Origin of the sequence: Sphingobium mellinum, assembly GCF_037860795.1 — a bacterium.
GTDB lineage: Bacteria > Pseudomonadota > Alphaproteobacteria > Sphingomonadales > Sphingomonadaceae > Sphingobium > Sphingobium mellinum.
The window spans coordinates 122,427-148,002 of sequence record NZ_JBANRK010000006.1 but is presented as its reverse complement, the minus strand read 5'-3'; the positions used below and the strand labels follow the sequence as shown (position 1 = coordinate 148,002).

General features: G+C 67.0%; 19 protein-coding genes and 1 pseudogene. 4 read left to right on the top strand and 16 right to left on the bottom strand.

Annotated features, from left to right (window positions below; genetic code table 11):
• Window positions 1-299 precede the first annotated feature (299 nt).
• Window positions 300-1,312 (bottom strand): annotated as a pseudogene (locus AAC640_RS10075) (aldo/keto reductase).
• A gap of 202 nt (window positions 1,313-1,514) precedes the next feature.
• On the opposite strand from AAC640_RS10075, the gene AAC640_RS10070 reads away from it, so the two are divergent.
• From AAC640_RS10070 to AAC640_RS10060, 3 genes are all read left to right on the top strand, one after another.
• A complete protein-coding gene (locus AAC640_RS10070) occupies window positions 1,515-2,711 on the top strand; it encodes an AAA family ATPase (protein WP_340265984.1) in 1,197 nt (398 codons plus the stop codon).
• Between the two features lie 194 nt (window positions 2,712-2,905).
• Window positions 2,906-4,015 (top strand): ParB/RepB/Spo0J family partition protein, encoded by a 1,110-nt coding sequence (locus AAC640_RS10065; protein WP_340265983.1) that lies wholly within the window; start codon window positions 2,906-2,908, stop codon window positions 4,013-4,015.
• A gap of 415 nt (window positions 4,016-4,430) precedes the next feature.
• On the top strand, window positions 4,431-5,570 hold the full coding sequence (locus AAC640_RS10060; RefSeq protein ID WP_422794983.1) for a replication initiator protein A: 1,140 nt from the start codon (window positions 4,431-4,433) through the stop codon (window positions 5,568-5,570).
• A 484-nt stretch (window positions 5,571-6,054) separates the two neighbouring features.
• On the opposite strand, the gene AAC640_RS10055 is transcribed toward AAC640_RS10060, so the two are convergent.
• From AAC640_RS10055 to AAC640_RS10000, 12 genes are all read right to left on the bottom strand, one after another.
• Entirely contained in the window at window positions 6,055-6,990 is a 936-nt protein-coding gene (locus AAC640_RS10055; RefSeq protein ID WP_340265981.1) for a hypothetical protein, read from the bottom strand.
• A gap of 241 nt (window positions 6,991-7,231) precedes the next feature.
• Window positions 7,232-7,918, bottom strand: a complete 687-nt coding sequence (locus tag AAC640_RS10050) for a response regulator transcription factor (RefSeq protein WP_340265980.1) — start codon at window positions 7,916-7,918, stop codon at window positions 7,232-7,234.
• Window positions 7,915-10,578, bottom strand: coding sequence for a DUF4118 domain-containing protein (locus AAC640_RS10045; protein WP_340265979.1), 2,664 nt, complete (start codon window positions 10,576-10,578; stop codon window positions 7,915-7,917). Before AAC640_RS10045 ends, AAC640_RS10050 begins: the two co-directional genes overlap by 4 nt.
• Window positions 10,575-11,171 (bottom strand): potassium-transporting ATPase subunit KdpC, encoded by a 597-nt coding sequence (gene kdpC / locus AAC640_RS10040; RefSeq protein WP_340265978.1) that lies wholly within the window; start codon window positions 11,169-11,171, stop codon window positions 10,575-10,577. The genes AAC640_RS10045 and kdpC overlap by 4 nt, the downstream gene beginning before the upstream one ends.
• A 12-nt stretch (window positions 11,172-11,183) precedes the next feature.
• On the bottom strand, window positions 11,184-13,187 hold the full coding sequence (kdpB, locus tag AAC640_RS10035; RefSeq protein ID WP_340265977.1) for a potassium-transporting ATPase subunit KdpB: 2,004 nt from the start codon (window positions 13,185-13,187) through the stop codon (window positions 11,184-11,186).
• 11 nt (window positions 13,188-13,198) lie between these two features.
• Window positions 13,199-14,902, bottom strand: coding sequence for a potassium-transporting ATPase subunit KdpA (kdpA, locus tag AAC640_RS10030; protein ID WP_340265976.1), 1,704 nt, complete (start codon window positions 14,900-14,902; stop codon window positions 13,199-13,201).
• A gap of 16 nt (window positions 14,903-14,918) precedes the next feature.
• Complete coding sequence (gene kdpF / locus AAC640_RS10025) at window positions 14,919-15,008, bottom strand: K(+)-transporting ATPase subunit F (protein WP_340265975.1); 90 nt, start codon at window positions 15,006-15,008, stop codon at window positions 14,919-14,921.
• Window positions 15,009-15,119: 111 nt separating this feature from the next.
• A complete protein-coding gene (locus AAC640_RS10020) occupies window positions 15,120-15,404 on the bottom strand; it encodes a hypothetical protein (protein ID WP_340265974.1) in 285 nt (94 codons plus the stop codon).
• 201 nt (window positions 15,405-15,605) lie between these two features.
• Window positions 15,606-16,319 carry a Ros/MucR family transcriptional regulator gene (locus AAC640_RS10015; RefSeq protein WP_340265973.1) on the bottom strand — a complete coding sequence of 238 codons (714 nt, stop codon included), beginning with the start codon at window positions 16,317-16,319 and terminating at the stop codon, window positions 15,606-15,608.
• 467 nt (window positions 16,320-16,786) lie between these two features.
• The gene (locus AAC640_RS10010) at window positions 16,787-17,062 is read right to left on the bottom strand and encodes an HU family DNA-binding protein (protein WP_340265972.1); all 276 of its coding nucleotides are present in this window, start codon (window positions 17,060-17,062) and stop codon (window positions 16,787-16,789) included.
• A 143-nt stretch (window positions 17,063-17,205) separates the two neighbouring features.
• Window positions 17,206-18,831, bottom strand: coding sequence for a phytoene desaturase family protein (locus AAC640_RS10005; protein ID WP_340265971.1), 1,626 nt, complete (start codon window positions 18,829-18,831; stop codon window positions 17,206-17,208).
• A 107-nt stretch (window positions 18,832-18,938) separates the two neighbouring features.
• Window positions 18,939-19,904 (bottom strand): bile acid:sodium symporter family protein, encoded by a 966-nt coding sequence (locus AAC640_RS10000; RefSeq protein WP_340265970.1) that lies wholly within the window; start codon window positions 19,902-19,904, stop codon window positions 18,939-18,941.
• Window positions 19,905-19,987: 83 nt separating this feature from the next.
• Between AAC640_RS10000 and AAC640_RS09995 the strand changes: the two genes are divergently transcribed.
• Entirely contained in the window at window positions 19,988-20,743 is a 756-nt protein-coding gene (locus AAC640_RS09995) for an enoyl-CoA hydratase-related protein (RefSeq protein ID WP_340265969.1), read from the top strand.
• Between the two features lie 145 nt (window positions 20,744-20,888).
• On the opposite strand, the gene AAC640_RS09990 is transcribed toward AAC640_RS09995, so the two are convergent.
• The 3 genes from AAC640_RS09990 to AAC640_RS09980 form a co-directional block, all read right to left on the bottom strand.
• Entirely contained in the window at window positions 20,889-22,928 is a 2,040-nt protein-coding gene (locus tag AAC640_RS09990; RefSeq protein WP_340265968.1) for a M3 family metallopeptidase, read from the bottom strand.
• A gap of 152 nt (window positions 22,929-23,080) precedes the next feature.
• Window positions 23,081-24,475 (bottom strand): chromate efflux transporter, encoded by a 1,395-nt coding sequence (gene chrA, locus AAC640_RS09985; RefSeq protein WP_340265967.1) that lies wholly within the window; start codon window positions 24,473-24,475, stop codon window positions 23,081-23,083.
• Window positions 24,472-25,425, bottom strand: a complete 954-nt coding sequence (locus AAC640_RS09980; protein WP_340265966.1) for a chromate resistance protein ChrB domain-containing protein — start codon at window positions 25,423-25,425, stop codon at window positions 24,472-24,474. The genes chrA and AAC640_RS09980 overlap by 4 nt, the downstream gene beginning before the upstream one ends.
• Window positions 25,426-25,576 lie beyond the last annotated feature (151 nt).

The window sequence follows — 25,576 nt, the reverse complement described above, 5'->3', positions numbered from 1 at the left end:
ATCCGACGCCTAAAATCCGCCAGAACCCGGAGCCGCCGCCCACATGTCCCTTCATCAATCAACAATGTCAAAGAGCCGACCAAACATCAGAGCGGACAGTGATTGTTCCCCGACCCTTATGTTCCGGGGGACATCTGTCCGTAATGTTGGCGACCGATCGAGGCGAGAACCAGTGGCGCTCACCGCGTCGGTGGAGTGGCATCTAGGCGCGTCCCGCGAGTCGGTCAACCGGAAAAATCGCGGGGGCTGCTTTTTTCCAAAAAGCGCGGAAATCGGGGCTGGCGCCCCCTCGCCGCGCTTCAGGCCATGGGTTCGCCGGGCCAGCTTTCCGTGTCGATCAGCGCCTGCATCGCCTGGTCATAGCGGGGGCCGGCGGGCGCTTCGAACGGGAAGAGGGCGTCGACCGCGGCGAACAGATCGTCCGGCAGGGCGAGCGCAAGGCTCCGCAGATTCTCGTCGAGATGGGCGATGCTGGTCGTGCCGGGAATGGGGACGATGAAGGGCCGCCGCGCCATGGTCCAGCCGAGGCACAGTTGCGCCGCCGTGCAGCCTGCTTCCCGCGCCAGTTCCGCCAGCTGGGCCGCAAGAGCGAGGTTGGCGGCAAGGTGCGGCGCCTTGAACGCGGCATCGCGGCGCGGATATCCTCCTGCGCCACGCCGTGCGGGCCGACGCCGCCGGCCAGCAGCCCGCGCCCCAGCGGCGAGAAGGCGACAAACCCGACCCCCAATTGCGCGCAGGCGTCCAGCACCGCCAGTTCCGCATTCCGCGTCCAGGGCGCATATTCGGTCTGCATCGCGGCAATCGGATGCACGGCATGGGCGCGACGCAGCGTCGCGGCCGACATTTCGGACAGGCCGATCGCGCCGATCTTGCCCGCCTCGACCGCCCGGGCCAGAGCGCCGACCGACTCCTCGATCGGCACGCGCCGGTCCAGCCGGTGCAGATAATAAAGGTCGATATGATCCACGCACAGCCGGCGGAGCGAATCCTCCAGCACCCGCGCGATCGTCCGCGGCGACCCGTCGAGCATGCGCGTGCCGTCGACCGCCGCCAGGACGCACTTGCTCGACAGTGTGAATTCGCTCCGCCGGTGCATCAGCGTGCGCCCGATCAGTTCCTCGTTGGCGCCCATGCCATAGACCGCAGCCGTGTCGAACAGGGTAACGCCCGAATCAAGCGCGTGGAGCAGCAGCCTTTCGGCCTGCGCCGGGTCGGGGCGCGGCAGATAGGCGTGCGACAGGTTCATGCAGCCCAGCCCGATCGCGGACACGGTGAGCGAACCTAGGGTACGAGTCGGCAGCTGGCTTGTCATGACCTATTACCCCGTTTTGTGGCGGAAAAGCGCCGCATTCCCGCCCTGCCGTCGGATGAACGCCCGCAGGGCGAGCGTGGTTTCGACCGCTTTTTCCCTTCATCGCGGCCCTGCGCACCCTTTAAAGGGCATGATTGCGAATTTGAAGGATTTCTGCGATAGCCTGAGCAAATGAGCTTCAACCTGCCGCGAGAGGGCGAAAATGAACGCAGTCGTCAGCCAGATAGGCGATCTCGCCGAAGCCGGTGAAAAGATGGTGGAGCGTCTGCGGCGCAAGGCTTTTCTGCCCGACAGCCGCAAGGAACTCAATGTCCGCTTCGGCATCGCGGAAGCCGCGCAGCTGCTCGGTTGCTCCACCAACCGCATCCGCATGGCGGAGGAGGACGGGCGCCTGCCCCCTGCCCCGCCCACCGAAAACGGCCGCCGTCCCGGCTATACGGTGGACGAACTGCTCAACATGCGCCAGGTACTGGGCGCCAGCCCGGAACGCGCGCCGCTCGACATTCCCTCGATCATCGCGGTGCAGAATTTCAAGGGCGGCGTCGGCAAGTCGACGGTGACGACGCATCTGGCGCATTATTTCGGGGTGCAGGGCTATCGCGTGCTGGTGGTCGATTGCGACAGCCAGGCAACCACGACGACCCTGTTCGGTTTCAACCCGCATTTCAATATCCAGCGGGAAGAAACGCTCTACCCCTATTTGTCGATCGACCCGACGCAGGTCGACCTTCTCTATGCGGTCAAGCATACCGCCTGGCCCAATGTCGACCTGATCCCGTCCAATCTGGAGCTGTTCGACGTCGAATATGAGCTTGCCGCGGCCGGGAGCGACGGCGGATCGGTGCTGGCCGCGCGGTTCCGCAAGCTCAAGCAGGGCCTCATGGACCTCGCCCGCCATTATGACGTGGTGCTGCTCGACCCGCCGCCAGCGCTCGGCACGATCAGCCTGGCGGTGATGCAGGCGGCCAATGCGCTGCTGGTGCCGCTGGCCGCGACCACGCCGGACTTCTGCTCGACCGTCCAGTTCCTTTCCATGATGGACCAGGTGATCGGCCAGTTGCAGCAGGCGGGGATCGCGGTCGACTATCAGTTCGTCCGCCTGCTCTGTTCCAAGTTCGACAGCAATGACCCAAGCCATTCGATGGTCCGCGCGATCATGGAACAGAGCTTCGGCCCCGCCCTGCTCCCCATCCCCATCCTGGACAGCGCGGAAATCAGCCATGCCGCGCTGCGGATGATGACCGTCTATGAGCTGGAAAAGCCGATCGGCACGCCCCGCACCCACAAGCGCTGTCGCGCCAATCTGGACGAGGCGCTGGCGCAGATCGAGGCGCTGGTGCGGCAAGGCTGGGGCCGCGTCGCCCCGGCGCGGGAGGAGGATATCGTCAATGCGGCATAACAGGCTGTCCTACAGGACGATGTTCCCTTTATGTTCCCAAATCTTGATGACCGATTCACCGATCGGCTGGGGCCGCACGCCAGGTTTCACGCGCAGGACGGCGCAGCGTTTCTACGTAAGCGCGGCGCGCCCTTCCGGGGAACCCCATGCCGTTCCAGGCAACGACGGCCGGTCGAGCGACAGGGGAAATGATCATGGCGCGTAAACAATCGGATTACCTGGCGGCGCTGCTGGCCGACGAAGCGGAGGACGCAGCGCCGCCCCCCCTGACCGAGCCGGCTTCGCCCGAAACGGCCGCCGACGAGGCCCCCGTCGCCGAGCCATCCCCCCTCCCCGCCCCTCCGCGCGGCGACCGCGCGCGCGCGACCACCCTGCTTGGCCGCGAGTCCGCGCTGGCACGGTTGGCGTCAGGCGAAGTGCGCCAGGTCACGCAGCTGCTGCTTGATCCGGCCCGCGTGCGGATCTGGCGCGGCAACGCCCGGCTCTACGGCAATCTCACCGAAGATAATTGCCGCGAACTCATCGATTCCATTCTGGCGGAGGGCGGGCAGAAAGTGCCAGCGGTGGTCCGCCGGGTGGAAGATGACCCGGATCATGACTATGAAGTGATCGCCGGCACCCGGCGTCATTTCTCGATCAGCTGGCTGCGCGCGCACAGTTATCCCGACCTGATGTTCGTGGCCCAGGTCGCCCAGCTGGATGACGAAGCGGCCTTCCGCCTCGCTGATCTTGAAAACCGCGCGCGCAAGGACGTCACTGATCTGGAGCGGGCGCGCAACTATGCCCAGGCGCTGCACGCCCATTATGGCAGCCATCTGACGCGCATGGCCGAACGGCTGAAACTGTCCAAGGGCTGGCTCAGCAAGATGATCAAGGTGGCGGGCCTGTCCGACGATATCGTCGCCGCCTTCGCGTCGCCGGCGGACGTCCAGCTCAAGCCCGCTTATGCACTCAGCCAGGCGCTCGACGATGCGGCGGCCGCCCCCGCGATCGAGGCGGAAGCGGATCGTCTGGCATCGATACAACAGGAACGGCGCGATGCGGGCGAGCCTCTCCTGCCCGCCGCCGAGGTGATGAAGCGCCTGCTCGACGCGCCGCGCACGGCGCAGTCCGCGCCCAAGGCTGATCCTTTCACCTGGATGACACGCTATGGCCGCCCCGCGCTCACCGTTCAGTCGGTCAATCGGCAGGGCGTCACCATCCGCCTTCATGCCGGTTCGGGCGCGGATGTCGACATGCTGACCGCAGCCCTGCGCGACGCGCTGGAGCATCTGGAGCAGCAAGGGATGGGTTTGCAACGCTGATGCGGGAACAGGGGGGTCTGGATCAAGGGACGCGGGGGACGCCTTCGACAAGGCTGGCCAAGCGGCCGCGCGCCGTTTCCCCGGGGAAACATTTGCCCCCTCCCCTCGCCGACCCATGCCCCGATGACGATGAAACGCGGCACGCGGGACAGGGGTGTCTTGAACCCTGCCCCTGTGTTTCCCCGGGGAAACACCAGACCTTCAGGGCATGCGGGAGCACATCATACCCATACCGCCCCCCGTTTCCCTGGGGAAACACGCCCGGGCTGCGCTGGCGGCCGCCAGCGCCAGCCGCCCTCCCCCACCCCTCGCCGCAGGGCCAGAACCAGCCACCCTTCAGGAGCTGTCCGTGACCAAAGCCGGCAAGAACGAGTTGAACGATCAGTTCGAACTGTTCCTTCCCTATATCGCGGACATGCCGCTGCGCGATCAGCGCGAGATGATGGAGCGCCCCTTCTTCAGCCTCGCCAAGTCAAAGCGGGTGAAGCCGATCGATTATACCTCCCCCGACGGCAAGGCTTGGGTCCATGTATCCGCCAATCCCGATTATGGCATGGCGACCATCTGGGACGCGGACATATTGATCTATTGCGCGTCGGTGCTCGCCGACATGGCGCGGCGCGGCCTCAATGACGTTCCCCGCAAGCTGCATCTCATGCCCTATGATCTGCTGCGGGCCATCCATCGGCCGACCACGGGGCGCGCCTATGAGCTGCTCGGCCAATCGCTCGACCGGCTCGTGTCCACCACGATCAAGACGAATATTCGCGCTGAAAACCGCCGTGAAGCGACGTTCAGCTGGCTCGACGGTTGGACCCAGCTTGTCGATGAGCGCACCGAACGCTCGCGCGGTATGACCATCGAACTGTCCAACTGGTTCTATGAAGGTGTGTTGATGCAGGGCGGCGTGCTCAGCATCGACCGCGCCTATTTCGACCTGACCGGCGGACGCGAGCGTTGGCTGTACAAGGTCGCGCGCAAACATGCCGGCGGGGCAGGGGAGGGGGGCTTTGCCATTTCCATGCCCACCCTGTTCGATAAGTCAGGCGCTGAAGGGGCCTATCGCCGCTTCAAGTTCGAGATCGCCAAGATCGCGGAGCGCGATCCCTTGCCGGGCTACACACTCCTGCTCGAACAGCCTGACCGCAAGCGGGAGCCGTCGCTCCGGATGCGCCGCCGCGACGGCGAAGGCGCGTCGCGCCAGATCCGGGCGGCCGTGGGAGCGCGCCAGCCTGTCACCGTCGGCGCCGAACCCAGGCTCAAGGCCGCGAGCCGACCCGCGAACGGCCTCCACGCACCAGACGAGACATTCGACGCCCGTGACGTCATTCGCCGCACCGTGACCGGCCTGTCGACACGCGCAAGTGCCGGGGAACTGACGGACGCGACCCTCGCTGTCCTGCGATCCGACTGCCCCGGCTGGGACTATCAGTCGCTCCATCAGGAATTTCGCGACTGGCTGGATGCCGATCCGACCCGCACGCCGGTCAACTACCAGAAGGCGTTCATCGGCTTTGTCCGCCGCTTCCACGACAAGAATCGCCACCGGCTCTGATATGCGGGCGCGCTCCGCATCGCGCCATGCCCCTGAAGCCGTGCCCATGAGGGGAAGCGAGATCGCGTTCCCGAAGTGTCGGGTTCACCCAAGCGCGCCTGCCCCTTTATCCCGGACAGCCCGACATGCGTGCTTGGTCGCCCCGACTTTGAACGTCCTTCCGCACGCTATGTCGCGAACTGATTCAATCATCCCGCCGCCGCAGCCCGATCCCCCGGCTTATCGACATTCCAGGAACGGGCTTCACATCTTCAGGAACGGTTACCCGACATTTCGGGAACGGCAGGGCCGACATTTCAGGAACGCAAAGCCGATCCTTCAGGAACGCCTCTGCCCGCCCGACTCGTGGAAAAGCGGGCCATTACCGGCGTTTCACCGTCCGCTAACTCTCTAACAAAGCTATAAACCCTGTAACATGCAGGAGATTTTCTTGTGGAAGGGCAGGAGGATGGGCGCCTCGCACCACCGGTGCGATCCACCGCTTTCAGTCGCGCCTGGCGGCAAGCGCTTCGACCTGCGCGACCAGCTTGGTTGCACCCTGATGGGAAATGCCGAGCAGTCGCGCGATCGCGGTGCGGCTGAGCCTCGGATAGGCCAGTTCCAGGCGCATCAGCAGCGGCGCCTTGCTGCGTCTCGTGACTCCGAGGTCCGCCGGCAGCCGCGCAACCTTCGCTTCCAGCCGGTCCAGCTCCGCCAGCCCCTCAACCGCCTGCCGCCCGATCATCACCGCCAGCTGGACCGCCAGAGCCGCGCTGTCCGTTCCCGGAAAGCGCGGCAGATCCACGAAGGACGGCAGCCGCCGCAGGGCAACCCCCGCTGCCTCCAGCGCGCCGGGCAAATGGGCGGCGACGACCCAGCCGAGATCCGACCGCCGGGGATCGAGCCGCAGGTGCCGTCCGTCGGCGGTGGTCAGCAGCTGAGCGGGGCTTGCGGGCGCCTCCAGGCCCTCCCGCGCAGCAATCAGGCGTTCGGCGACGGCCTGTAGCGTCGGGGCAGGGTAGGGGGCCTCCACCAGCCTCTGCGCGGCCCGCCAGGCCGGACCGAAGCGCACCAGATCCTCCGGTGCCCAGGCCTCCGCTTCCTTGCGATCGTCCAGCAGCGTCCGCGAAACATTCAACGTGGCGCGTGCGACCGGATCGGATCGGCTCTCGTCCGCCGACAGGGCGAAATGCACCAGCGCCGCCACCGAAAGCGGGTCGTTCAGCCCTTCGCCATGCCGGGGCGGCGCCGTGCGTCCGCAGATCCAGTCCTGAAGCTCCCGGACAGTGACCGGGACCCCCGCGGCGCCCGCCAGCAGCGCCGCGCCCCGCAGCCGCGCGCGCGCCAGCCAGATGTCGGCCGCCGGACTGTTGGCAAGCCGCCCATCCAGCCGACCGAGCATCAGCAGAGCCTGTTCCGGCGAAGAGGAAAAATCGCGCATTCCTGCGGCATAGCGCCTATCGGCATGTAACCAAACAGGAATGTTGGTTGTATCCGCTCATAGGCTTTTGGAGCGGCTCGTCTTGGGAGGCCGGACCGACGCGGATCGCATCGATGTCATAGGCGATATGCGCGTCGTCCACAAGCCCGCCAGCCTGTGACCAGTGCCTGTGGCCAGTGCCAGTGGCCAGTGCTTGTCGGCTGTCGCTTCCGCTCCCCGCTGTCCGCTTCGGCCGATCGCGCTAGGGCCTCAGCAGGCGATAGCCCACGCCCGGTTCGTTGCGGATGATCGAATCGTCGACCTGCACCCCTTCCAGCTTGCGCCGGACGCCGCGTGCGGCGACGCGCAGATATTCGACGTCGCGCTCATGCCCCGGCCCCCAGACGCTGACCAGCAGCTGCGCGTGGGTCACCACGCGGCCGGGATGCCTTGCCAGCACGGCGAGGAAGCCGAACTCCTTGGGCGTCAGATGCACTTCTTCGCCCGCGCGCCGGACGATCCGGGCCTCCAGGTCGATCTCGATATCGCCCACCGTCACCAGCAGGCTTTCGGCTTCGGCGGAAAGCCGGTGGCGCAGCGCCGTGCGCACACGCGCCAGCACTTCCTCGGTGTCGAAGGGCTTGGTGACATAATCGTCCGCGCCAAGGTCCAGCGCCGCAACCTTCTGCGCGGTTTCGTCCCGCGCGGAAATGACGAGCAGCGCCGCCCCGGCCGCCTTGATCAGCGGCACCAGTTCCAGCCCGTCCCGGTCGGGCAGCCCCAGGTCGAGCAGCACCGCATCGGGCTTGTCGATCGGCATCGCCGACAGCGCACCGCGCGCCGATCCCGCCTCCGCGACCCGATAGCCGGCGCGGGTCAGCCCGGCTGCCAGCAGGCGGCGGATGGCCGGCTCGTCATCGACGATCAGCACGCTCGACTTCGCGGTCATTCGATCGACGGCCCCTTGACCAGCTTGGATGCGGGAAAGATGAGGTCGAAACAGGCGCCGCTGGGGTCGTGCCGGTTGCTGGCCCTGACGCCGACGCCCATCGCTTCGGCAAAGCCCTTGACGATGGCAAGGCCAAGGCCCGATCCCCCCTTCCGGTCGGACCCTTCGATCCGGGTGAAGGTTTCGAAGATGCGCTGTTCCTCGCCGGCGGGGATTCCCGGCCCGTCGTCCAGCACCGACAGCGTCAGCCCCCGCGACGTGCGCCGCGCGGCGATGCTGATCGGCGATGCCGGTTCTGCATATTTCGCTGCATTTTCAATGAGGTTGATAAGGCAGTGGTGCAGCAATTGCGGGTCGGCCGAAACCAGGGGCAGGTCGGGCGCTATGTCCATCGCCACGGCATGATCGCGCAGGATGCGGCGCAGGTCCTGCACCGCGCTCGCCACCGCTTCGGCCAGGTCGATAGGTTCGACCGACTGGTGAAGCGCGCCGGTTTCGATCCGCACCATGTCCAGCAGGTTGGCGACGAAGCGGTTCAGCCGCTCCGCTTCGCCCCGCGCTTCCCTGAGCTGCTGGTCCTGGGCGTCGGTGGCCGGCGTGATCTCGCCCAGCATGCCCAATATGGTGGTGAGCGGCGTGCGCAGGTCGTGGCTCACCGAAGAAAGCAGGGCGGCGCGCAGCCGGTCGCGTTCCTTCAGCTGCGTCACCATCGCTATCTCCGCCTCCAGCCCGATGCGCTCCAGGGCGAGGGCGGCCTGGTCGAGCAGGCTGAGCAGCAGCGGCAGCTGGTCGGAGCGGATGGGCGTTCCCGCGTCGGGCCGCGACAGGCCGAATACCGCCAGCGTCCGCCCTCCGGCCGCCACCGGCTGGAACAGCCATTCCGACGCCGTCAGCGTATCGGATCCGCGCCCGGCGGCCTGCCTGTGGTCGAAGGTCCAGCGCGAAGCCGCCTGGTCGAGCGCCTCCAGCCGGGCATCGGGCGGCACTGCCGCGCGGATCGTCAGCTGGCTGCCCTGGGGCAGCAGCAGCAGCGCGTTGACGCTCAGCAACCGGTGCACTTCCGCGCAGAGGAGATGGGCCAGCTCGTCCGCCTGGCTGACCCCCGTGAGCTGCCGCGCGAAGCCGGCGAGTGAACTATTCTGTGCCGCGTTCTGCTCCGCCAGCAGCGCCTGGTCCCGCACCCGCGCGGCAAGATGGCTGCTGGCGGCGGCAACCCCCAGAAGCACCAGCACGGTCAGGATATTTTCCGGGTCCTCGATGGTGAAGGTATGGGTCGGCGGGATGAAGAAGAAATTATAGGAAAGGGAGGAGGCAAGCCCGGTGACGATGCCCGCCCGCAGCCCGTAGCGGGTGGACGCGACCATGACCGGCAACAGGAACAGCAGGCCGACATTGGTGATGCTGCGCGCCGAAAAGATCAGCGTGCCGATCAGAGTGACCAGCGCGACCAGCGCCAGCGAGGCGACATAGTCCACGGCCCGGGCGCGGGGGCTTGCCGCCGCCCGCCGGGGTCGTCGGGGCGATCCGCCATCCGCCTCGATCGGCAGGACGTGGACGGTGATGCCGGGCGTTTCGCGCACCAGACGGTCGACCACGGATCCATGGCGCAGCTCAAACCAGCGCGACCGCGTCGATTTGCCGACGATGATCTGGGTCGCGCGCGCATCCGTTGCAAAGCGGATCAGGCCGTCGACAATCCGTTCGGCTGGAACATTCTCGACCTGCCCGCCCAGTTGACTGGCAAGGTGCAGCGCAGCGGCGAGGCGCGCATTTTCCGCATCGGTGAAATGGCGCGACCGGGCTGTTTCGATATGCACCGCCGTCCACGGGCCGCGCAGCGCGTCGGCCAGGCGCTTGCCCGCGCGGACCAGTTCGGCGGCGCCATGCTGTTCGCTGACCGCGACCAGGATGCGCTCGCCAGCGGCCCAGGTGCCGGCCAGGGCGTGGGCGCGCAGATAATCCAGCATTTCCGGGTCGACCGCCTGCGCGGCGCGGCGCAGCGCCAGTTCGCGCAAGGCGGTAAGGTTGGACTTGGAGAAATAATTGCCCAGCGCCCGGCTCGCTTCCTCGGGCACATAGACCTTGCCCTGCTTCAGCCGGTCGATCAGTTCATCGGGCGGAATGTCTATGACCTCGATGTCGGCATTTTCGATCACCCGGTCGGGCAAGGTCTCGCGCACCCGTACCTTGGTGAAGGATGCGACGATATCGTTGACGCTCTCCAGATGCTGGACGTTGACGGTCGAATAGACGTCGATGCCGGCGGCAAGCAGTTCCTCCACGTCCTGGTAACGCTTGTCGTGGCGGGAACCCGGCGCATTTGTGTGTGCCAGCTCATCCACCAGCACCAGCTCCGGATGGCGCGCCAGGATGGCGTCGATGTCCATCTCGCCCAGCGTGCGGCCTTCATAATCGGTGTAGCGCCGGGGCATGAGGGGAAGGCCCTTGAGCAGCGCTTCGGTTTCGGGCCGGCCGTGGGTTTCGACCACGCCGATGATGACGTCGGCGCCGGCCCGCTGGCGGGCGGCCGCCTCGGTCAGCATCTCATAGGTTTTGCCCACCCCCGGCGCTGCGCCGAGAAAGACCTTCAGGCGGCCGCGATCCTCCTGCGCGGCCTGGCGCAGAAGCGCGTCGGGATCGGGGCGGGGCTGCCAGCTCACAAGGGCTTGATAGCGGCTTTTGCGTCCAAAGTATCCAGCGCGCGATTGAGCAGCAGCACATTGACGCGGCGCTCGCCCAGGAAACCGAACAGGGGCTGGTCGACATGCGCCGCCACAAGCGATCGGATCCGCCGTGGATCGCTCCCGCGTGCCCGTGCCACCCGCTCGACCTGCAGGAGCGCCGCCTCGGGGCTGATATCGGGGTCGAGGCCCGATGCGGAGGTCGTCACCAGATCGGCCGGAACGGGGGACGCCGCCGATCCCCCCAGCGCCCCGACATCGGCCTTGACGCGGTCGCGCAGGGCGCGGGACGTGGGGCCAAGATTGGACCCATAGCTGTTGTCCGCTTCATAGCCCTTGCCCGCGGCAGAGGGGCGGGGGTGGAAATAGCGGGCGCTCTCGAACCGCTGGGCGATCCGTTCCGATCCGATCACGCGCCCGCCTTCCCGGATCAGGCTGCCGTTCGCCGGATGCGGGAAGGCCAGCTGGCCGATCCCGGTCAGCACGGCCGGGTAGGCAAGGCCAAGGAGCAGCGCGAACAACAACGTCAGCACGATGGCCGGGCGAAGGGCGCAGGCAAGGTCTTTCAGCATGATGTCTGTCCCTCAGGCGAGGCCAAGGCCGGAAATGGCAAGGTCTATGAGCTTGATGCCGATGAAGGGCGCGACCAGGCCGCCAATTCCATATATCGCGATATTGCGCGCGAGCAGCGGCCCGGCGCCGATAGCGCGGTAGCGCACGCCCTTGAGCGCGAGCGGCACCAGCGCCGGGATGATGAGCGCGTTGAAGATGATCGCCGACAGGATGGCGCTGCCGGGCGAGGCCAGACCCATGATGTTGAGCACGCCAAGACCAGGATAAAGCACCACGAACATTGCCGGTATGATCGCGAAATACTTGGCGACATCATTGGCGACGGAAAAAGTGGTGAGCGCGCCGCGCGTCATCAGCAGTTGCTTGCCCAGGCCGACAATCTCGATCAACTTGGTCGGATCGCTGTCCAGGTCGACCATGTTGCCCGCCTCGCGCGCTGCCTGCGTGCCGGTGTTCATCGCGACCCCGACATCCGCCTGCGCGAGCGCGGGCGCGTCATTGGTGCCATCGCCGCACATGGCGACCAGGCGGCCGCCCTGCTGTTCCTTGCGGATGAGGGCCAGCTTGTCCTCGGGCGTCGCTTCGGCAAGGAAGTCGTCGACCCCGGCCTCGGCGGCTATGGCTGCGGCGGTGAGCGGATTGTCGCCGGTGATCATCACGGTGCGGATGCCCATGCGGCGCAGTTCGGCGAACCTTTCCCTGATGCCCGCCTTGATGATGTCCTTCAGCGCGATGGCCCCCAATATGCGCCCGTCACGGGCTACCGCCAGCGGCGTCATGCCCCCGCGCGCTATCGCCTCGGTGATGTCGCGCAGTTCGCTGTCGGCGACGCCCGGATTGGCGCGCAGGATCGAATCCACCGCGCCTTTCTGGATCAGCGACCCGTCGACGCTGACGCCCGAAATGCGGGTCTGGGCGGTGAAGGGGATGATTTGGGCTCCGGCCGGAAGCGCGCTGCGCGCCGTGCCGAAACGGTCATGCGCGAGCGTGACGATCGACCGGCCTTCGGGTGTTTCGTCGGCCAGGCTTGCCAGCAGCGCGGCTTCGGCAAGATCGGCCGCATCCACGCCGGTCAGCGGATGAAAGGCGCTCGCCTGCCGGTCGCCGATGGTGATCGTGCCGGTCTTGTCGAGCAGCAGCACGTCGACATCGCCCGCCGCCTCGACCGCCCGACCCGACTTCGCCAGCACGTTGAAGCGCACCAGCCGGTCCATGCCGGCGATGCCGATGGCGGACAGCAGCGCGGCAATGGTGGTGGGGATGAGGGTGATGAGCAGCGCGGCCAGGATCGCGACCGGAATATGCCCGCCGGCATAGCTGGCGAAACCGGGGATGGTCGCGACCGCGATCAGGAAGATGATGGTCAGGCCGACCAGCAGGATGGTGAGCGCGATCTCATTGGGGGTCTTCTGCCGCTCGGCGCCTTCGACCAGCGCGATCATCCGGTCGAGAAAGCCCTGGCCCGGCTCCTGCGTGACGCGCATCCTGATATGGTCGGAAATGACGCGCGTGCCGGCGGTCACGGCGGATCGGTCGCCGCCCGCCTCGCGGATGACGGGGGCGCTTTCCCCGGTGATGGCGGCTTCGTTGACGGAGGCGACGCCCGCTATCACTTCGCCGTCGGCGGGGATCAGGTCGCCGGTTTCGACCAGCACGATGTTCCCGCGCTTAAGCTGCGCGGCGGGGATGATCTTGCCATCGGGCAGCCGCGCCATCAGGTCGGACTTGGCGGCGCGCAGCGATGCCGCCTGCGCCCGGCCACGCCCTTCGGCCAGCGCCTCGGCAAAGGTGCCGAACAGCACCGTCAGCCACAGCCAGACGATCAGCTGCGCCTGAAAGCCCAGGGGCAGGGGCTCCCCGCCGACCGCCAGCAGGACCGTCAGCAGCAGGGCGACGACCGCCGTGGTGAAAAGGACGGGGTTCTTCACCAGCTCTCGCGGGTCGAGCTTGGCGAAAGACTGGCGGATCGCCGGGCCGACGAGCTGCGCTGAAAAGATGGATGTTGCGCTTGTCATGGGGGACGCCTTCAGAAAAGCTGGCCGTGGATCATGGCGAGATGGTCGGCGACGGGGCCAAGGGCGAGGCTGGGCAGGAAGGTCAGGCCGCCGACGATCAGGATGACCGCGATCAGCAGGCCGATCCACAGCGGACCCGTGGTCGGGAACGACCCGCTGGTTTCGGGCGTGTGGCGCTTGGCGGCAAGGCTTCCCGCGATCGCCAGCACCGGCACGATCACGAAGAAGCGGCCGATCCACATCGCGGCCCCCAGCAGGCCGTTATACCAGGGCGTCCCCGATGTGATGCCGGCAAAGGCCGATCCATTGTTGCCGGTCGCGGAGCTGAAGGCATAGAGGATTTCCGAAAAGCCGTGCGGTCCCTTGTTGAGCGGCCCCGCCAGGCCCTGCGGCATGACGGCGGACAGCGCGGTCAGCCCCAGGATGCACAGCGGCAGCATCGCGATCGCGAGGACCGCCAGCTTGACCTCGCGCGCCTCGATCTTCTTGCCGGCATATTCCGGCGTCCGCCCGACCATCAGCCCGGCGATGAACACGGCCAGCAGCGCGAACAGCAGGAAACCGTAGATGCCCGCGCCCACGCCGCCGACGACGATTTCGCCCAGCTGGATGTTGAACAGCGGGACCAGACCGCCCAGCGCGGTGAAGCTGTCATGCATGGCGTTGACCGCGCCGCAGGACGCGGCTGTCGTGATGACCGAAAAAAGCGCGGAGGCGGCGATGCCGAAGCGGACCTCCTTGCCCTCCATGTTGCCGCCCGCAACGCCCAGCTGGTGCAGCACCGGATTGCCCGCCGCTTCCTGCCAGTAAACGATCGCGACGCCGGCGATGAACAGGATCATCATGGCGCTGATTATGGCCCAGCCCTGCCGCGTGTTGCCCACCGCCTTGCCGAAACACCATGCCAGGCCCAGCCCGACCGCGAAGATCGACAGCATCTGGACCAGGTTGGTGAGTGCGGTCGGATTTTCGAACGGGTGCGCGCTGTTGGCGTTGAAAAAGCCGCCGCCATTGGTGCCCAGCATCTTGATCGCTTCCTGCGAGGCGACGGGGCCAAGGACGATATGCTGGCGCGCGCCTTCCAGGGTGGTGGCGTCGACCATGCTCGCAAAGGTCTGGGGCACGCCGCTCGCGATCAGGAAGATCGCATAGGCAAGGCAGATCGGCAGCAGGAGGTAGAGCGTGACGCGCGTCATGTCGGCCCAGAAATTGCCGACCCCGCTCGCCTGCCGCCGCGCAAAGCCGCGAAAGAGGGCGAAGGCGATCGCGATTCCGGTCGCCGCCGACAGGAAGTTGTGGATGGTGAGCCCCAGCATCTGGCTGAGGTTCGACAGCGCGACCTCGCCCGAATACCATTGCCAGTTGGTGTTGGTGGTGAAGCTGATGGCGGTGTTGAACGCGCCGTCCGCGCGCATCCCGGCCAGGCCGCGCGGGTTCAGCGGCAAGAAACCCTGCAGGCGCAGCACGGCATAGGTGAACAGCAGCGTCGCCAGCTGGAACAACAGCATGTGCAGCGCATAGCGGCGCCAATGCTGATCGGCCGCCGGGTCGATGCCCGCCAGCCGGTAGAAGCCGCGCTCCACCGGCCCCAGCAGGACGTGGAGCGGGGTCTGCCGCCCCTCATAGAGCGCGTGCAGCCACAGCCCCATCGGCTTGGCGAGCGCCACGATGGCGACGATGAACAGGAGGATCAGCCCCCAGCCTTGCGCGGTCATGGGAATTGCCCTTTTTTCAGAAGCGTTCCGGCCGCAGCAGGACCGCGACCAGATAGAGGAGGAGGCCGGCCGCGGTTGCGCCGGCGAGCCAGAGCTGGATAGTCATGCGCCCGCCTTCATGCTTCGCCGCACAGGCGCGTGAAGGCGAGCGTCAGCAGGAACAGTCCCGCCAGCCCGCCGAGCCAGAACAGATCGGTCATCAGCCTGTCCCCGATCGTCAAAGGGTGGATTGCCAGTGCCGGACAGGCAGGTCGACGAGGGCGAAAAGCGCCGGCCCTTCGACGAGCAGCGCGACGCCGCAACTACAGGCCAGGAAGACAGCCCCTGCCGCCAGCAGCTCGACCGGCCGCGTCGCATGGGGCGGGACTTGATGCAGCACGCGGCTCAGCCAGCCCAGCACTTGCGCGCACAGGCCCAGCAGCAGGACGCCCAGGACGCGCAGCATGACCTCGGCGGGCCACCATCGCTCCCCGCGTGCCAGACGGTCTCGGATCATTTCCATGGCTCAGCTCCACGGCGCGAGATTGCGCGGGGCTGATGTGGGTCATGCGCCCGTTAAGGTTCCACGGGGAATTGGGCGGCGCGCATAAAGTTTCCGTAAAGTTCGCCAACGGTGCGCGACAATGTCCGCCCGCCCGAAACATATCGGGCCCCCATGCGACAGCATGGGAGCCCGGCTATGTCGTTCGACGAAGACTTGCGCCTAGCTTGCAGGGTCTTTCGGCGCGGCAGGCGCCTTGGGCTTGGACCTTGGCTTGGCGGCCGGCGCGGCGGCCTGCTCGTCCTTGGGGGGCCTGATCGACAATTTGGGCTTCGCCTTGGCCGGTGTCTTGGCCTTGGCCTTGGCCGGCGCCTTCGTGCCGTTGGTGGCGGGCGCCTTGTCGGCGGCGGGCTTTGCGGGTTCGGCCTTCGCTGCGACGGGCTTTGCCGTTTCAGCCTTGGCGGCGACCGGCTTTACCGGCGCGGTCCCGCGCGCCGCATCGGCCTTCGGGGCGGCGGGCTTGGCCGCGCTGCCCGGCTTCCTGCCCAGGCCCAGACGCGTGGCGACGGCGCGTCGCGCTTCGGAATAGCTGGGCGCGACCAGCGGATAGGATTTCGGCAGGTCGTAGCGCTGGCGATATTCGTCCGGCGTCAGGCCATGTGTCGCCAGATGCCGCTTCAGCGTCTTGTAGGGGCGGCCGTCGATCATGCTGAGGATATGATCGGGCGAGGACAGGCTTTTGCGCGCCGACACGGCGGGCGTATAAGTTGCCGCCGGCGAAGCGGCAGCATTCGCGGCCGGATCTTCAGTCAAGGCGGTCCGCGTCGTGCGGATCAATTCTGCCAGGCTTTCGGTCGGAACCGAATTGTTGGAGACAAAAGCGCTCAACAGCTGCACGGTGAGCGTCGTGATGTCGGGCGACCCATTTTCAGACATTGGCGCGCTTCCCCTTTTTGAATGATGGACTGTTTGGAAGGATGGACTGGTTACAAGTATGGACGGTCCTTTTGCGCGCTTTATGTGCTTTTGTAAATCATATTGATCCATTGGTCACAAAGGATCTGTCCCTTGGCAGGACGATTTCATGTTGCGTACTACTGTTCGGGGCGCAAGGTCAGGGCGGCATAGGATAAGGCAGGCGGATGGGACAGTCGTCGATCGTCCGCGACTATGGGAGCATTGCAGCGGCCAATATGGCCGCGGTGCAAGATGGATCACGCGCCCGCGCCCATGCCGCGACGCCCAAAAAAAGGCCGGCTCACAAGGAACCGGCCGTCTGAGTTTTAAGGAGAGGATGCCTGAAAGGCAGGGCGCATGTGCAGCCGCGACCTCATCCTGACAATTGTTGAAATTGGCGGGCCGATTGCGCGCCCTGCAACCACGGTCGCGGGACGCGCAGAGGGTCAGCCGTTCAGCTGGTCCTTGACCGCCTTGGCCGGCGTGAAGGTCAGCTTCTTGGAAGCGGCGATCTGGATGGTGGCGCCGGTCGACGGATTGCGGCCTTCGCGGGCCGGCTGGTCCTTGACCTTGAACTTGCCAAAACCGTTCAGCGAAACTTCCTGGCCCTTGGACGCGGCGCCGGCAATCGCAGCAAAGATGCTGTCGACATATTTGCGCGCATCGGCCTTGGTCAGGCCGTGATCGGCGGCGATGGCTTCGGCGAGTTCCGTATTGTTCATGAGATCGTCTCCCTTTCTTGGACGAAGCGTCTTAACGCGACTGCGCGCGCTCAACCAACTGCTTTTTCGCTTTGAACCCAATATTTTCGGGGGAATTTGGCGATTTTGACGTCAAAATGCGTCCGATACACCCCGATCGCCTCTCAACCCCTGCCGCGCAGCCTTCCCGGCAGCGCATGATCCTTCAGGATTTCGCGCGCCGCATTGTGGCCGGGCGCGCCGGTCACGCCGCCGCCCGGATGGGTTCCCGCCCCGCACATATAGAGTCCCTTCAATGGCCCGCGATAGGCGCCATGACCCAGCACCGGCCGCGCCGCCCACAGCTGGTCGATCGTCATCGTCCCGTGCATGATGTCGCCATCGACCATGCCGAAGCGGCGTTCCAGGTCCAGCGGCGTCAGCACGTCGCGCGCGATCACCGACCGCGCGAAGCCCGGCGCATGGGCATCGACCGTCGCGATGACATGATCGGCCGCCGCTTCCCGCTCCGCGTCCCAGTCGCGCGGGCGGCCGTCCGGGCCGGGCGGCAGGTGCGGCGCGAATTGATGGCAGAACAGGCTGGCGACATGGCAGCCGGGCGGGGCGAGGCTGTCGTCGACGGTGGAAGGCACCAGCATTTCGACGATGGGCTGGCGCGACCAGCCCTCCCGCTTCGCGTCGGTGAAAGCGCGGTCCATATAATCGAGCGACGGCGCGATGATGATGCCCGATTGCAGATGCTCGCCCGGCCCCGGCAGGCAGGAAAAGTCGGGCAGCGCCGACAGCGCCACATTCATCCGCAGCGTGCCCGATCCGGTGCGGAACCCCCGGATGCGGCGGCGGAAATCCACGGGCAGGTCGCCGGGCGCCACCATCTTTTCATAGAGCAGCCTTGGCCCGACATTGGCGATGATGCAGTCGCCCGTCACCGTCTCGCCGCTCTCCAGCGTCACGCCCACCGCGCGGCCATTATCGATCAGCAGCCGCGCCACCGGCGCCTCCAGGCTGATCTCCACGCCCTGCGCGCGCACGACCCGCGCCATGATATCGGTGATGGCGCCCATGCCGCCCACGCAATGTCCCCACACGCCGTTGCGGCCGTTCACCTGGCCCATGACATGGTGCAGCAGCACATAGGCGCTGCCGGGTGTGTCGGGCGAGGCATAATGGCCGACGACCGCATCGAAGCCGAACGCCGCCTTCACCGGATCGCTTTCGAACCAGCCGTCCAGGAAGGCGCGCGCCGACTTGGCGAACAGGTCCAGCAGGTCGCGCCGCTGTTCGATCGACAGGCCCGCGATCCGCCGCCCATGATGCAGCGCGGCGGCCAGTGTCGAAAGCCCGCCGCCGGCATGGGGCGGCGTCTTGAGCATCTGGTCGCGCACCAGCGCCGCCACCGGGGCCAGCGCATGCAGATAGGCGGGCAGGGCGGCCGCGTCACGGGCGCTGAACTTGGCGAACTCCGCCTGGGTGCGTTCCAGCCCGCCGCCCACCTTCAGATAGCGACCATCGCCCAGGGGCAGGAAATTGGCGATCGGCCGCTCGATGACGCGATAGCCCCGCGCCGCCAGCCCCATGTCGCGGATCACCTTGGGGTGCAGCAGGCCGACCGTGTAGCTGGCGGTCGAATTGCGGAAACCGGGGTGGAACTCTTCGGTGACCGCCGCGCCCCCGATGACGGCGCGCCGTTCGAGGATGCGGACCTTGTAGCCGGCGCGGGCCAGGTAAAAGGCGCAGACCAGTCCATTGTGACCGCCGCCGACGATGACGGCGGCAGGACGCCGCGTCATGCTGTTGCCGTCTCCCGATCGAAGCCGTCCATTCGCCGCGCACCTCTTCCCGGGTGAAGTTATACATATGTATAACTAAAACGCGCGCGGCGGCAAGGGGATAACCCTTATGCCTGGGCGCTGCGCCCATAGCGCCGGGCCAGCACGGCGCAGGCCATCAGCTGGATCTGGTGGAACAGCATCAGCGGCAGCAGGATCGGCCCGACCGCGCTCGCGGGGAACAGCACGCCCGCCATCGGCACGCCGGTCGCCAGGCTTTTCTTCGACCCGCAAAATTGCAGCACGATCGCATCCTCGCGCGACAGCCGCATCGCCCGCGCCAGCGCCCAGGTGACGAACAGCACGGCCGCCAGCACGCCGCCGCAGATCGCGGCGAGCAGCGCCAGTTCCGCCCGCGAAACCCTGTGCCACAGTCCTTCGACCACCGCCGCGCTGAAGGCGGAATAGACGATCAGCAATATCGTCGCCCGGTCGACCCGTCCCAGCATCGCCCGATGCCGCGCGACAAAGCCGCCGACCCAGGGCCGCGCCAGATGCCCGAGCAGGAAAGGCAGCAGCAGTTGCAGCACGATCCCTTCCACCGACGACAGCGGCAGGGTGGCGCCCGCGCCGCCCTTCTGCATCAGCAACGCCACCAGCAGCGGCGTCACGACGATGCCCAGCAGGTTGGAAAAGGAAGCGCTGACCACCGCAGCCGCCACATTGCCTCGCGCGATCGCGGTGAAGGCGATGGAGGACTGCACCGTGGACGGCAGCAGCGTGAGGAAGAGAAGCCCGGCGCGCAGCCCCGGCGGAATCGTGCCGATCCGCTGCAAGGCCAGGCCGATCAGCGGGAACAGCAGGAAGCTGACGGCCAGCGTGGCCAGATGCAGCTTCCACGCCTTAGCCCCGCTCCAGATCGCTTCGCGCGACAATTTGGCACCGTGCAGAAAGAACAGCAGCACGATGCCCGCATCGGCCGCGATCCCGACGATCCGCGCGCCCTGTCCCTGCGCCGGAAGGACGGACGCCGTCAGCACCATCAGGATCAGCAGCAGCAGGAACGGGTCCAGCATCTCGCGCAGGCGGGTCATGTCGCGCCTGTAGGCGGACGCGCGCGAAAAGGATAGATGGCGTGCAGGGCCAGCGTCGCGGGCACGGACGGGAGGATGGATCGATGAACGAAGGGATCGAACGGATCGAGCGCGACGGCGTCATGGAAATCCATATCGACCGTCCCGACAAGAAGAATGCGCTGACCGCCGGCATGTACCGCGCGATGACCGCCGCGCTGGCGCAGGCGGGCGCGCGCGCCGACATCGGCGTGGTGCTGGTGGCGGGGAAGGGCGACGCCTTCTGCGCGGGCAACGACCTTGCGGACTTCACGCGCGGCCCCGAAGGCGGGGAAGCGGCGTTCGCGTTCATCCGCGCCATCGCCGCTTTCGACAAGCCGCTCGTCGCGGCGGTGCAGGGGCTCGCCGTGGGCGTCGGCACGACGATGCTGTTCCACTGCGACCTCGTCTATGCCGCACCCGACGCGCGCTTCGTCATGCCCTTCGTCAATCTCGGCCTCGTGCCGGAAGCCGGGTCCAGCCTGCTCGCCCCCGCAACGTTCGGCCATGCCAAGGCGGCGGCGATGCTGCTGCTGGGTGAACCGATGGATGCGGACGCCGCCGACCGCGCCGGTCTCGTCAGCGCGGTCGTGCCGCGCGACCAGCTGCTCGGCCATGCCCGCGCCAAGGCCGCCGCCCTGATGGCCAAGCCACCCCAGGCGCTCGCCGCGACCCGCCGCCTCATGAAGGGCGATGCGCGCGCCCTTGCCGACCGGATCGAGGAGGAAGGGCGGCTCTTCTCTCGGATGCTGCAATCGCCCGAAGCGCAGGAAGCCTTCGCCGCCTTCCTGGAGAAACGCGCCCCTGTGTTCCGGCGCTGACCGTGCCGCCAGCGCGGCGGCGCAAGGCTAGCATGGCGCGGCCCTGTAGGAAACAGGGCCGCTCACGATAGGATCAGGCAGGAAAAAATCGCCGTTAAATGACGATTTCGTTCATGACATCAGCGCCAACCCGCCAAAGCGATCCTCACGCCGCCACCAGACCCCGCATCCGCAAAAGCGCGTCGACCTGCGGCGCCCGCCCGGCGAAAGCGCGGAAATTCTCGGCCGCAGGCCGGCTCGCGCCCGCGGCGAGTATTTCCCGGCGGAACGCGCTCGCACCCCCGCCCGGCAGATCGGCATGGGCGAAAATCTCGAACGCATCGGCCGACAGCAGTTCCGCCCACAGGTAGGAATAATATCCCGCCGCATAGCCGCCCGCGAAAATATGGCTGAAGGCATGGGCAAAGCGGTTCCATTCGGGCGGCCGGACCACTGCGACGGCGGCGCGGACTTCCGCCAGCACCTCGTTGACGCGCGACCCCTTCGCCGGATCATAGTCGCGATGGAGCAGCAGGTCGAAGGTCGCGAACTCGATCTGGCGCAGCAGCGCAAGGCCCGCCTGGAACTGGCGCGCGGCAAGCAGGCGATCGAACATCGCCTCCGGCAACGCCTCCCCGCTGTCGACATGGCCCGATAGGCTGATCAGCGTTTCCTTGTCCCAGGCGAAATTCTCCATGAACTGGCTGGGCAGTTCCACCGCGTCCCACTCCACCCCGGAAATGCCGCCGATCGACGGCAGGTCGACCTCGGTCAGCAGGTGGTGCAGCACATGGCCGAATTCGTGGAACAGGGTCACGACGTCGTTATGCGTCAGCAGCGACGGCTTGCCGCCGGCGGGCGGCGCGAAATTGGTGGTGAGATAGGCGACCGGAACATGCAGCCGGTCGGCATCGCGGAAGCGGGCGCGGCATACATCCATCCACGCGCCGCCGCGCTTGCCCGCGCGGGCGAACAGGTCGAGATAGACGCCCGCGACGATCGCGCCGCCGGCATCCAGCACGTCATAGAAGATCACGTCGGGATGCCAGCTGGACACGGCCTCGCGCGCGACCAGGCGCACGTCGAACAGCCGCTCGATCAGGGCCTGCGTCCCGGCAAGGACGCGGGGGAGGGGGAAGTAGGGCTTCAGCGCTTCCTGGTCGACACCGTGCAGCGTGCGGCGCATCGCTTCGGCGACATAGAACAGGTCCCACGGCTCGATGTCCTCGATCCCCAGTCGGGCCGCCGCGAAGGCGCGCGCCTCGTCCAGTTCGCGCTCCGCGATCGGGCGGGCGCGACGGGCAAGGTCGGCAAGGAACGCCAGCGCCTCGTCGGCGTCGGCGGCCATCTTGGTTTCCAGCGAATGCGCGGCGGAATCGGCAAAGCCCAATATCTGCGCGGCTTCGTGCCGCAGGGCCATGATGCGGTCGATCCGCTCGCTATTGTCATGCGCCGGCTCTTCGGCCTGATCCGAGGCCCGGGTGCTGTTCGCCCGATAGACGCGCTGGCGCAGGGCGCGGTCTTCCGCATGGAGCAGTATCGCCAGCACGCTCGGCTGCCGCAGGGTGATAAGCCAGCCGTCCAGCCCCTTTTCCTGCGCGTAGGCGGCAAGGATCGCCTTGTCGCTGTCGGGCACGCCGGCAAGCGCGGCTTCGTCGATGACATGCTCGCTCCAGGCCTCGGTCGCATCGAGCACGGCATTGCCGAATTTGGTGCCAAGGTCGCTCAGCGCCACGCCGATGTCGAGGAAGCGCTGGCGATCCTCCCCTTCCAGCGCGACGCCGGCAAGGCGAAAGGCGCGCAGCGCGAGTTCGACCGCGCGCCGACGGGCCGGGGGCTGTTCAGCGAAATCCGGTCGGGCGGCGACGCGGGCGACCGCGTCATGATGGGCGCGGTTCTGGCCCGCTTCCATGAGATAGGCGGTCATCAGCGCCAGTGCCTGGGCATGCGCCTCCCGCAATTCCGGCGTATCGGCGACCGAGGCGAGATGCCCGACCGGCGACCAGACGCGCGAAAGCTGGAAATCGGCGCGCTCGGCGGTCAGGACCACGGCATCGAAATCGTCGCTCGATCCGCTGCTGATCGCTTCGATGACGGCGCGATGCCGCTCGATCGCCTGTTCCATCGCGGGCACGACATGGTCGGGGTGGATGGCGGCGAAGTCGGGAAGGTCGTGATCGGCAAGAAGGGGATTGTCGGTCGTCATGGTTGCTCGGCATGGAAGGAATGATGGGGGCGATATAGCCATCGGACCGCGCCATTTCCATGGCATGGAATGTCAGGACGGGGCGATCTTGGCATATCACCGGTTCCGCGTGGCACGGGGCGGGCGGCGTCCCGCGGCGCCTCCCCGCCTGGCTAAGCCAGCAGGATATAGGCAGCGCCGAGCAGGGCGCATCCGCCCAGCACGGGCAACATGCCGACGCGGAAGCGGAAGACGGCGATCATCGCCCCTGTCGCCAGCAGCGCCGCCGGGATGTTGATCGACGCCAGTACCGGCAGGTCGAGCGTGCGCGTGACCGGGCGGACCTGCGCGAAGAGCGTGTGGATCGCGAACCAGATGGCGAGGTTCAGGATGACGCCCACGACTGCTGCGGTGATCGCCGTGAGCGCGGAAGACAGCGCCTGGTTGCCGCGCAGCCGCTCGATGAAGGGGGCGCCCGCGAAGATCCACAGGAAACAGGGCACGAATGTCACCCAGGTGGTGAGGATCGCGCCCAGCGTCGCGGCGAGCAGTGGCGGCAGCGCGCCGCTGTCGCGGAAGGCGGCGAGGAAGCCGACGAACTGCGTCACCATGATGAGCGGCCCGGGCGTGGTTTCCGCCATGCCAAGGCCATCGAGCATCTCGCCAGGCTTCAGCCAGCCGAAGGTGCCGACCGCTTGCTGCGCGACATAGGCGAGCACCGCGTAGGCGCCGCCGAAGGTGACCACCGCCATCTGGCTGAAGAAGCTGGCGATGCGGGTGAAGACGTCCTGCGGCCCCAGCGTCAGGAACAGAGTCAGCACCGGCGCCAGCCAGAGGAACAGGAGAACAGCGCAGATGCGCAGCGACCAGCCGGGATTGGGTCGGGCATGATCGGGCAGCGCTTCGCCGAGCGCGGTGTCGCGGTCATGGACAATGGCTCCCTTGCCCCCGCTGTGACCGCCGCCACCCCTGAACGCCGCGATGCCGCTTCGTCCGCCCAGAAAGCCGATGATCCCGGCCGTCAGCACGATCAGCGGAAAGGGCGCGCCCAGGAAGAAGATCGCGACAAAGGCAGTGGCGGCGATGCCGCGCATGACATTGTTCTTGAGCGCTCGCCCGCCGACACGAACGACCGCCTGGACCACCACGGCGAGGACGGCCGCTTTCAGGCCGAAGAACAGCCCTTCGATCAACGGCACATGGCCGAGCAGGACGTAGAGATAGCTGAGGCCCAATATGGCGAGGAATCCGGGCAGGACGAACAGGGCGCCGGCGATCAGCCCGCCCTTGGTCTTGTGTAGCAGCCAGCCGATATAGATGGCGAGTTGCTGCGCTTCGGGACCGGGGAGCAGCATGCAATAGTTGAGCGCGTGGAGGAAACGTTCCTCGCCGATCCATCTTTTTTCCTCGACCAGGATGCGGTGCATGACAGCGATCTGGCCGGCCGGACCGCCGAAGCTCAGCGCCGCGATGCGCGCCCAGACGCGCGTCGCCTGGCCAAGGGGGATGCCGTGATGACGGGCGGGGCAAGCGTCAGCTGTGGCGGGGGGCAATGCGCTGGCGGTCATCGGGCGGGCTTTCGGCTGAAAAAGGCGTGGAACTGGTCGAGCGCGTCGCTGGCGAGGGCGATGCGCTGGAGATCGTCGTCGGTGGAGGCGCAGATGCCGGCGAGCATGGCGCCGAGGCCAGCGGCTTCCGGGCGGCCGAATTTATGGTCGGCGATGTCCAAGTCATGAATGATTTCACCAATTGAAACGAGTGCGGAATCAGAGGTGAGGTTGACGCGGCGCAATATCGTTTCGAAACTACAACGATTTCCTTCATGCGTGAATTCCGCGTCGGCCATGTCGAAGCGCAGTTCGCCCGGTTCCGGATCATGATGGCGGCCGTCGACGAAGCGGAAGCGGGCGGCGGGGTCGATGAAGCGGCGGATGAGCCAGGCGCAGGCGATGCGGTCGACATGGACGCCGCTGCGCGTCACCCAGACGCGGCCGTGAAGGGCGAGCGCGGGGGGAAGGTCGGCGAGCCCGGCGCGGCTGACATCGGGATGCTCGTGGCGCCGCGCGTCAAGCTCCGCGAGCGCCGCCTCCGCCGCCTGCCGGCCATGCGCGGCGAAAAAATCGAGCCGCATGGCGTCCTCCAGCCGTTTGTGCAGCCGGGCGATTTCCGCCGCGCTGGCGGGGCCGGTGTCGAGCAGGCAACGGGCGGCATCGGCGATGTCGGCATAATCGGCATCGCGCGCTGCGTCGAACAGGGCGCGCACGTCGCCGTCGCCCTGCCCGGCGAGCAGGCGCGCCTCGATCAGCGTCGCTTCGCCGCCGCTGGCGATGATGTCGCCCATGAGCGCACGCAGCGCCGCCTCCGCCTGTGGCGACCGGGGGAGGACATGAACCGCGTTCTTGAGCGGCACAGCGCCGATCGCCTGAAGCCGGCGCCAGATCCTGACGCGCAGATAGGGCGGCTTTGCGGGCAGCTGGTGCAGCAGAGCAAGCCAGGGAATGGCCTCTGTCGATTCCATGATGCATATGTATCAACGATAATGTTTCAATGAAACAGGAATATCATGAAGCACTGTCTGCCCGCCCGGCCCCGGCCCCGGGCCCGGCGTCCTTGCTGCAATGACGGCCAGCGGCCCGGCCATGGCCAAGGCCGTCTTCTGCGCGAGGCGC

Excerpts from the sequence above, each read along its gene's own strand:
- AAC640_RS10070 (WP_340265984.1), top strand. The coding sequence starts at position 1,515 with ATGAACGCAGTCGTCAGCCAGATAGGCGATCTCGCCGAAGCCGGTGAA.
- AAC640_RS10065 (WP_340265983.1), top strand. The coding sequence starts at position 2,906 with ATGGCGCGTAAACAATCGGATTACCTGGCGGCGCTGCTGGCCGACGAA.
- AAC640_RS10060 (WP_422794983.1), top strand. The coding sequence starts at position 4,431 with ATGCCGCTGCGCGATCAGCGCGAGATGATGGAGCGCCCCTTCTTCAGC.
- AAC640_RS10055 (WP_340265981.1), bottom strand. The coding sequence starts at position 6,990 with ATGCGCGATTTTTCCTCTTCGCCGGAACAGGCTCTGCTGATGCTCGGT.
- AAC640_RS10050 (WP_340265980.1), bottom strand. The coding sequence starts at position 7,918 with ATGACCGCGAAGTCGAGCGTGCTGATCGTCGATGACGAGCCGGCCATC.
- kdpC (WP_340265978.1), bottom strand. The coding sequence starts at position 11,171 with ATGCTGAAAGACCTTGCCTGCGCCCTTCGCCCGGCCATCGTGCTGACG.
- kdpB (WP_340265977.1), bottom strand. The coding sequence starts at position 13,187 with ATGACAAGCGCAACATCCATCTTTTCAGCGCAGCTCGTCGGCCCGGCG.
- kdpA (WP_340265976.1), bottom strand. The coding sequence starts at position 14,902 with ATGACCGCGCAAGGCTGGGGGCTGATCCTCCTGTTCATCGTCGCCATC.
- kdpF (WP_340265975.1), bottom strand. The coding sequence starts at position 15,008 with ATGACTATCCAGCTCTGGCTCGCCGGCGCAACCGCGGCCGGCCTCCTC.
- AAC640_RS10020 (WP_340265974.1), bottom strand. The coding sequence starts at position 15,404 with ATGGAAATGATCCGAGACCGTCTGGCACGCGGGGAGCGATGGTGGCCC.
- AAC640_RS10015 (WP_340265973.1), bottom strand. The coding sequence starts at position 16,319 with ATGTCTGAAAATGGGTCGCCCGACATCACGACGCTCACCGTGCAGCTG.
- AAC640_RS10010 (WP_340265972.1), bottom strand. The coding sequence starts at position 17,062 with ATGAACAATACGGAACTCGCCGAAGCCATCGCCGCCGATCACGGCCTG.
- AAC640_RS10005 (WP_340265971.1), bottom strand. The coding sequence starts at position 18,831 with ATGACGCGGCGTCCTGCCGCCGTCATCGTCGGCGGCGGTCACAATGGA.
- AAC640_RS10000 (WP_340265970.1), bottom strand. The coding sequence starts at position 19,904 with ATGACCCGCCTGCGCGAGATGCTGGACCCGTTCCTGCTGCTGCTGATC.
- AAC640_RS09995 (WP_340265969.1), top strand. The coding sequence starts at position 19,988 with ATGAACGAAGGGATCGAACGGATCGAGCGCGACGGCGTCATGGAAATC.
- AAC640_RS09990 (WP_340265968.1), bottom strand. The coding sequence starts at position 22,928 with ATGACGACCGACAATCCCCTTCTTGCCGATCACGACCTTCCCGACTTC.
- chrA (WP_340265967.1), bottom strand. The coding sequence starts at position 24,475 with ATGACCGCCAGCGCATTGCCCCCCGCCACAGCTGACGCTTGCCCCGCC.
- AAC640_RS09980 (WP_340265966.1), bottom strand. The coding sequence starts at position 25,425 with ATGGAATCGACAGAGGCCATTCCCTGGCTTGCTCTGCTGCACCAGCTG.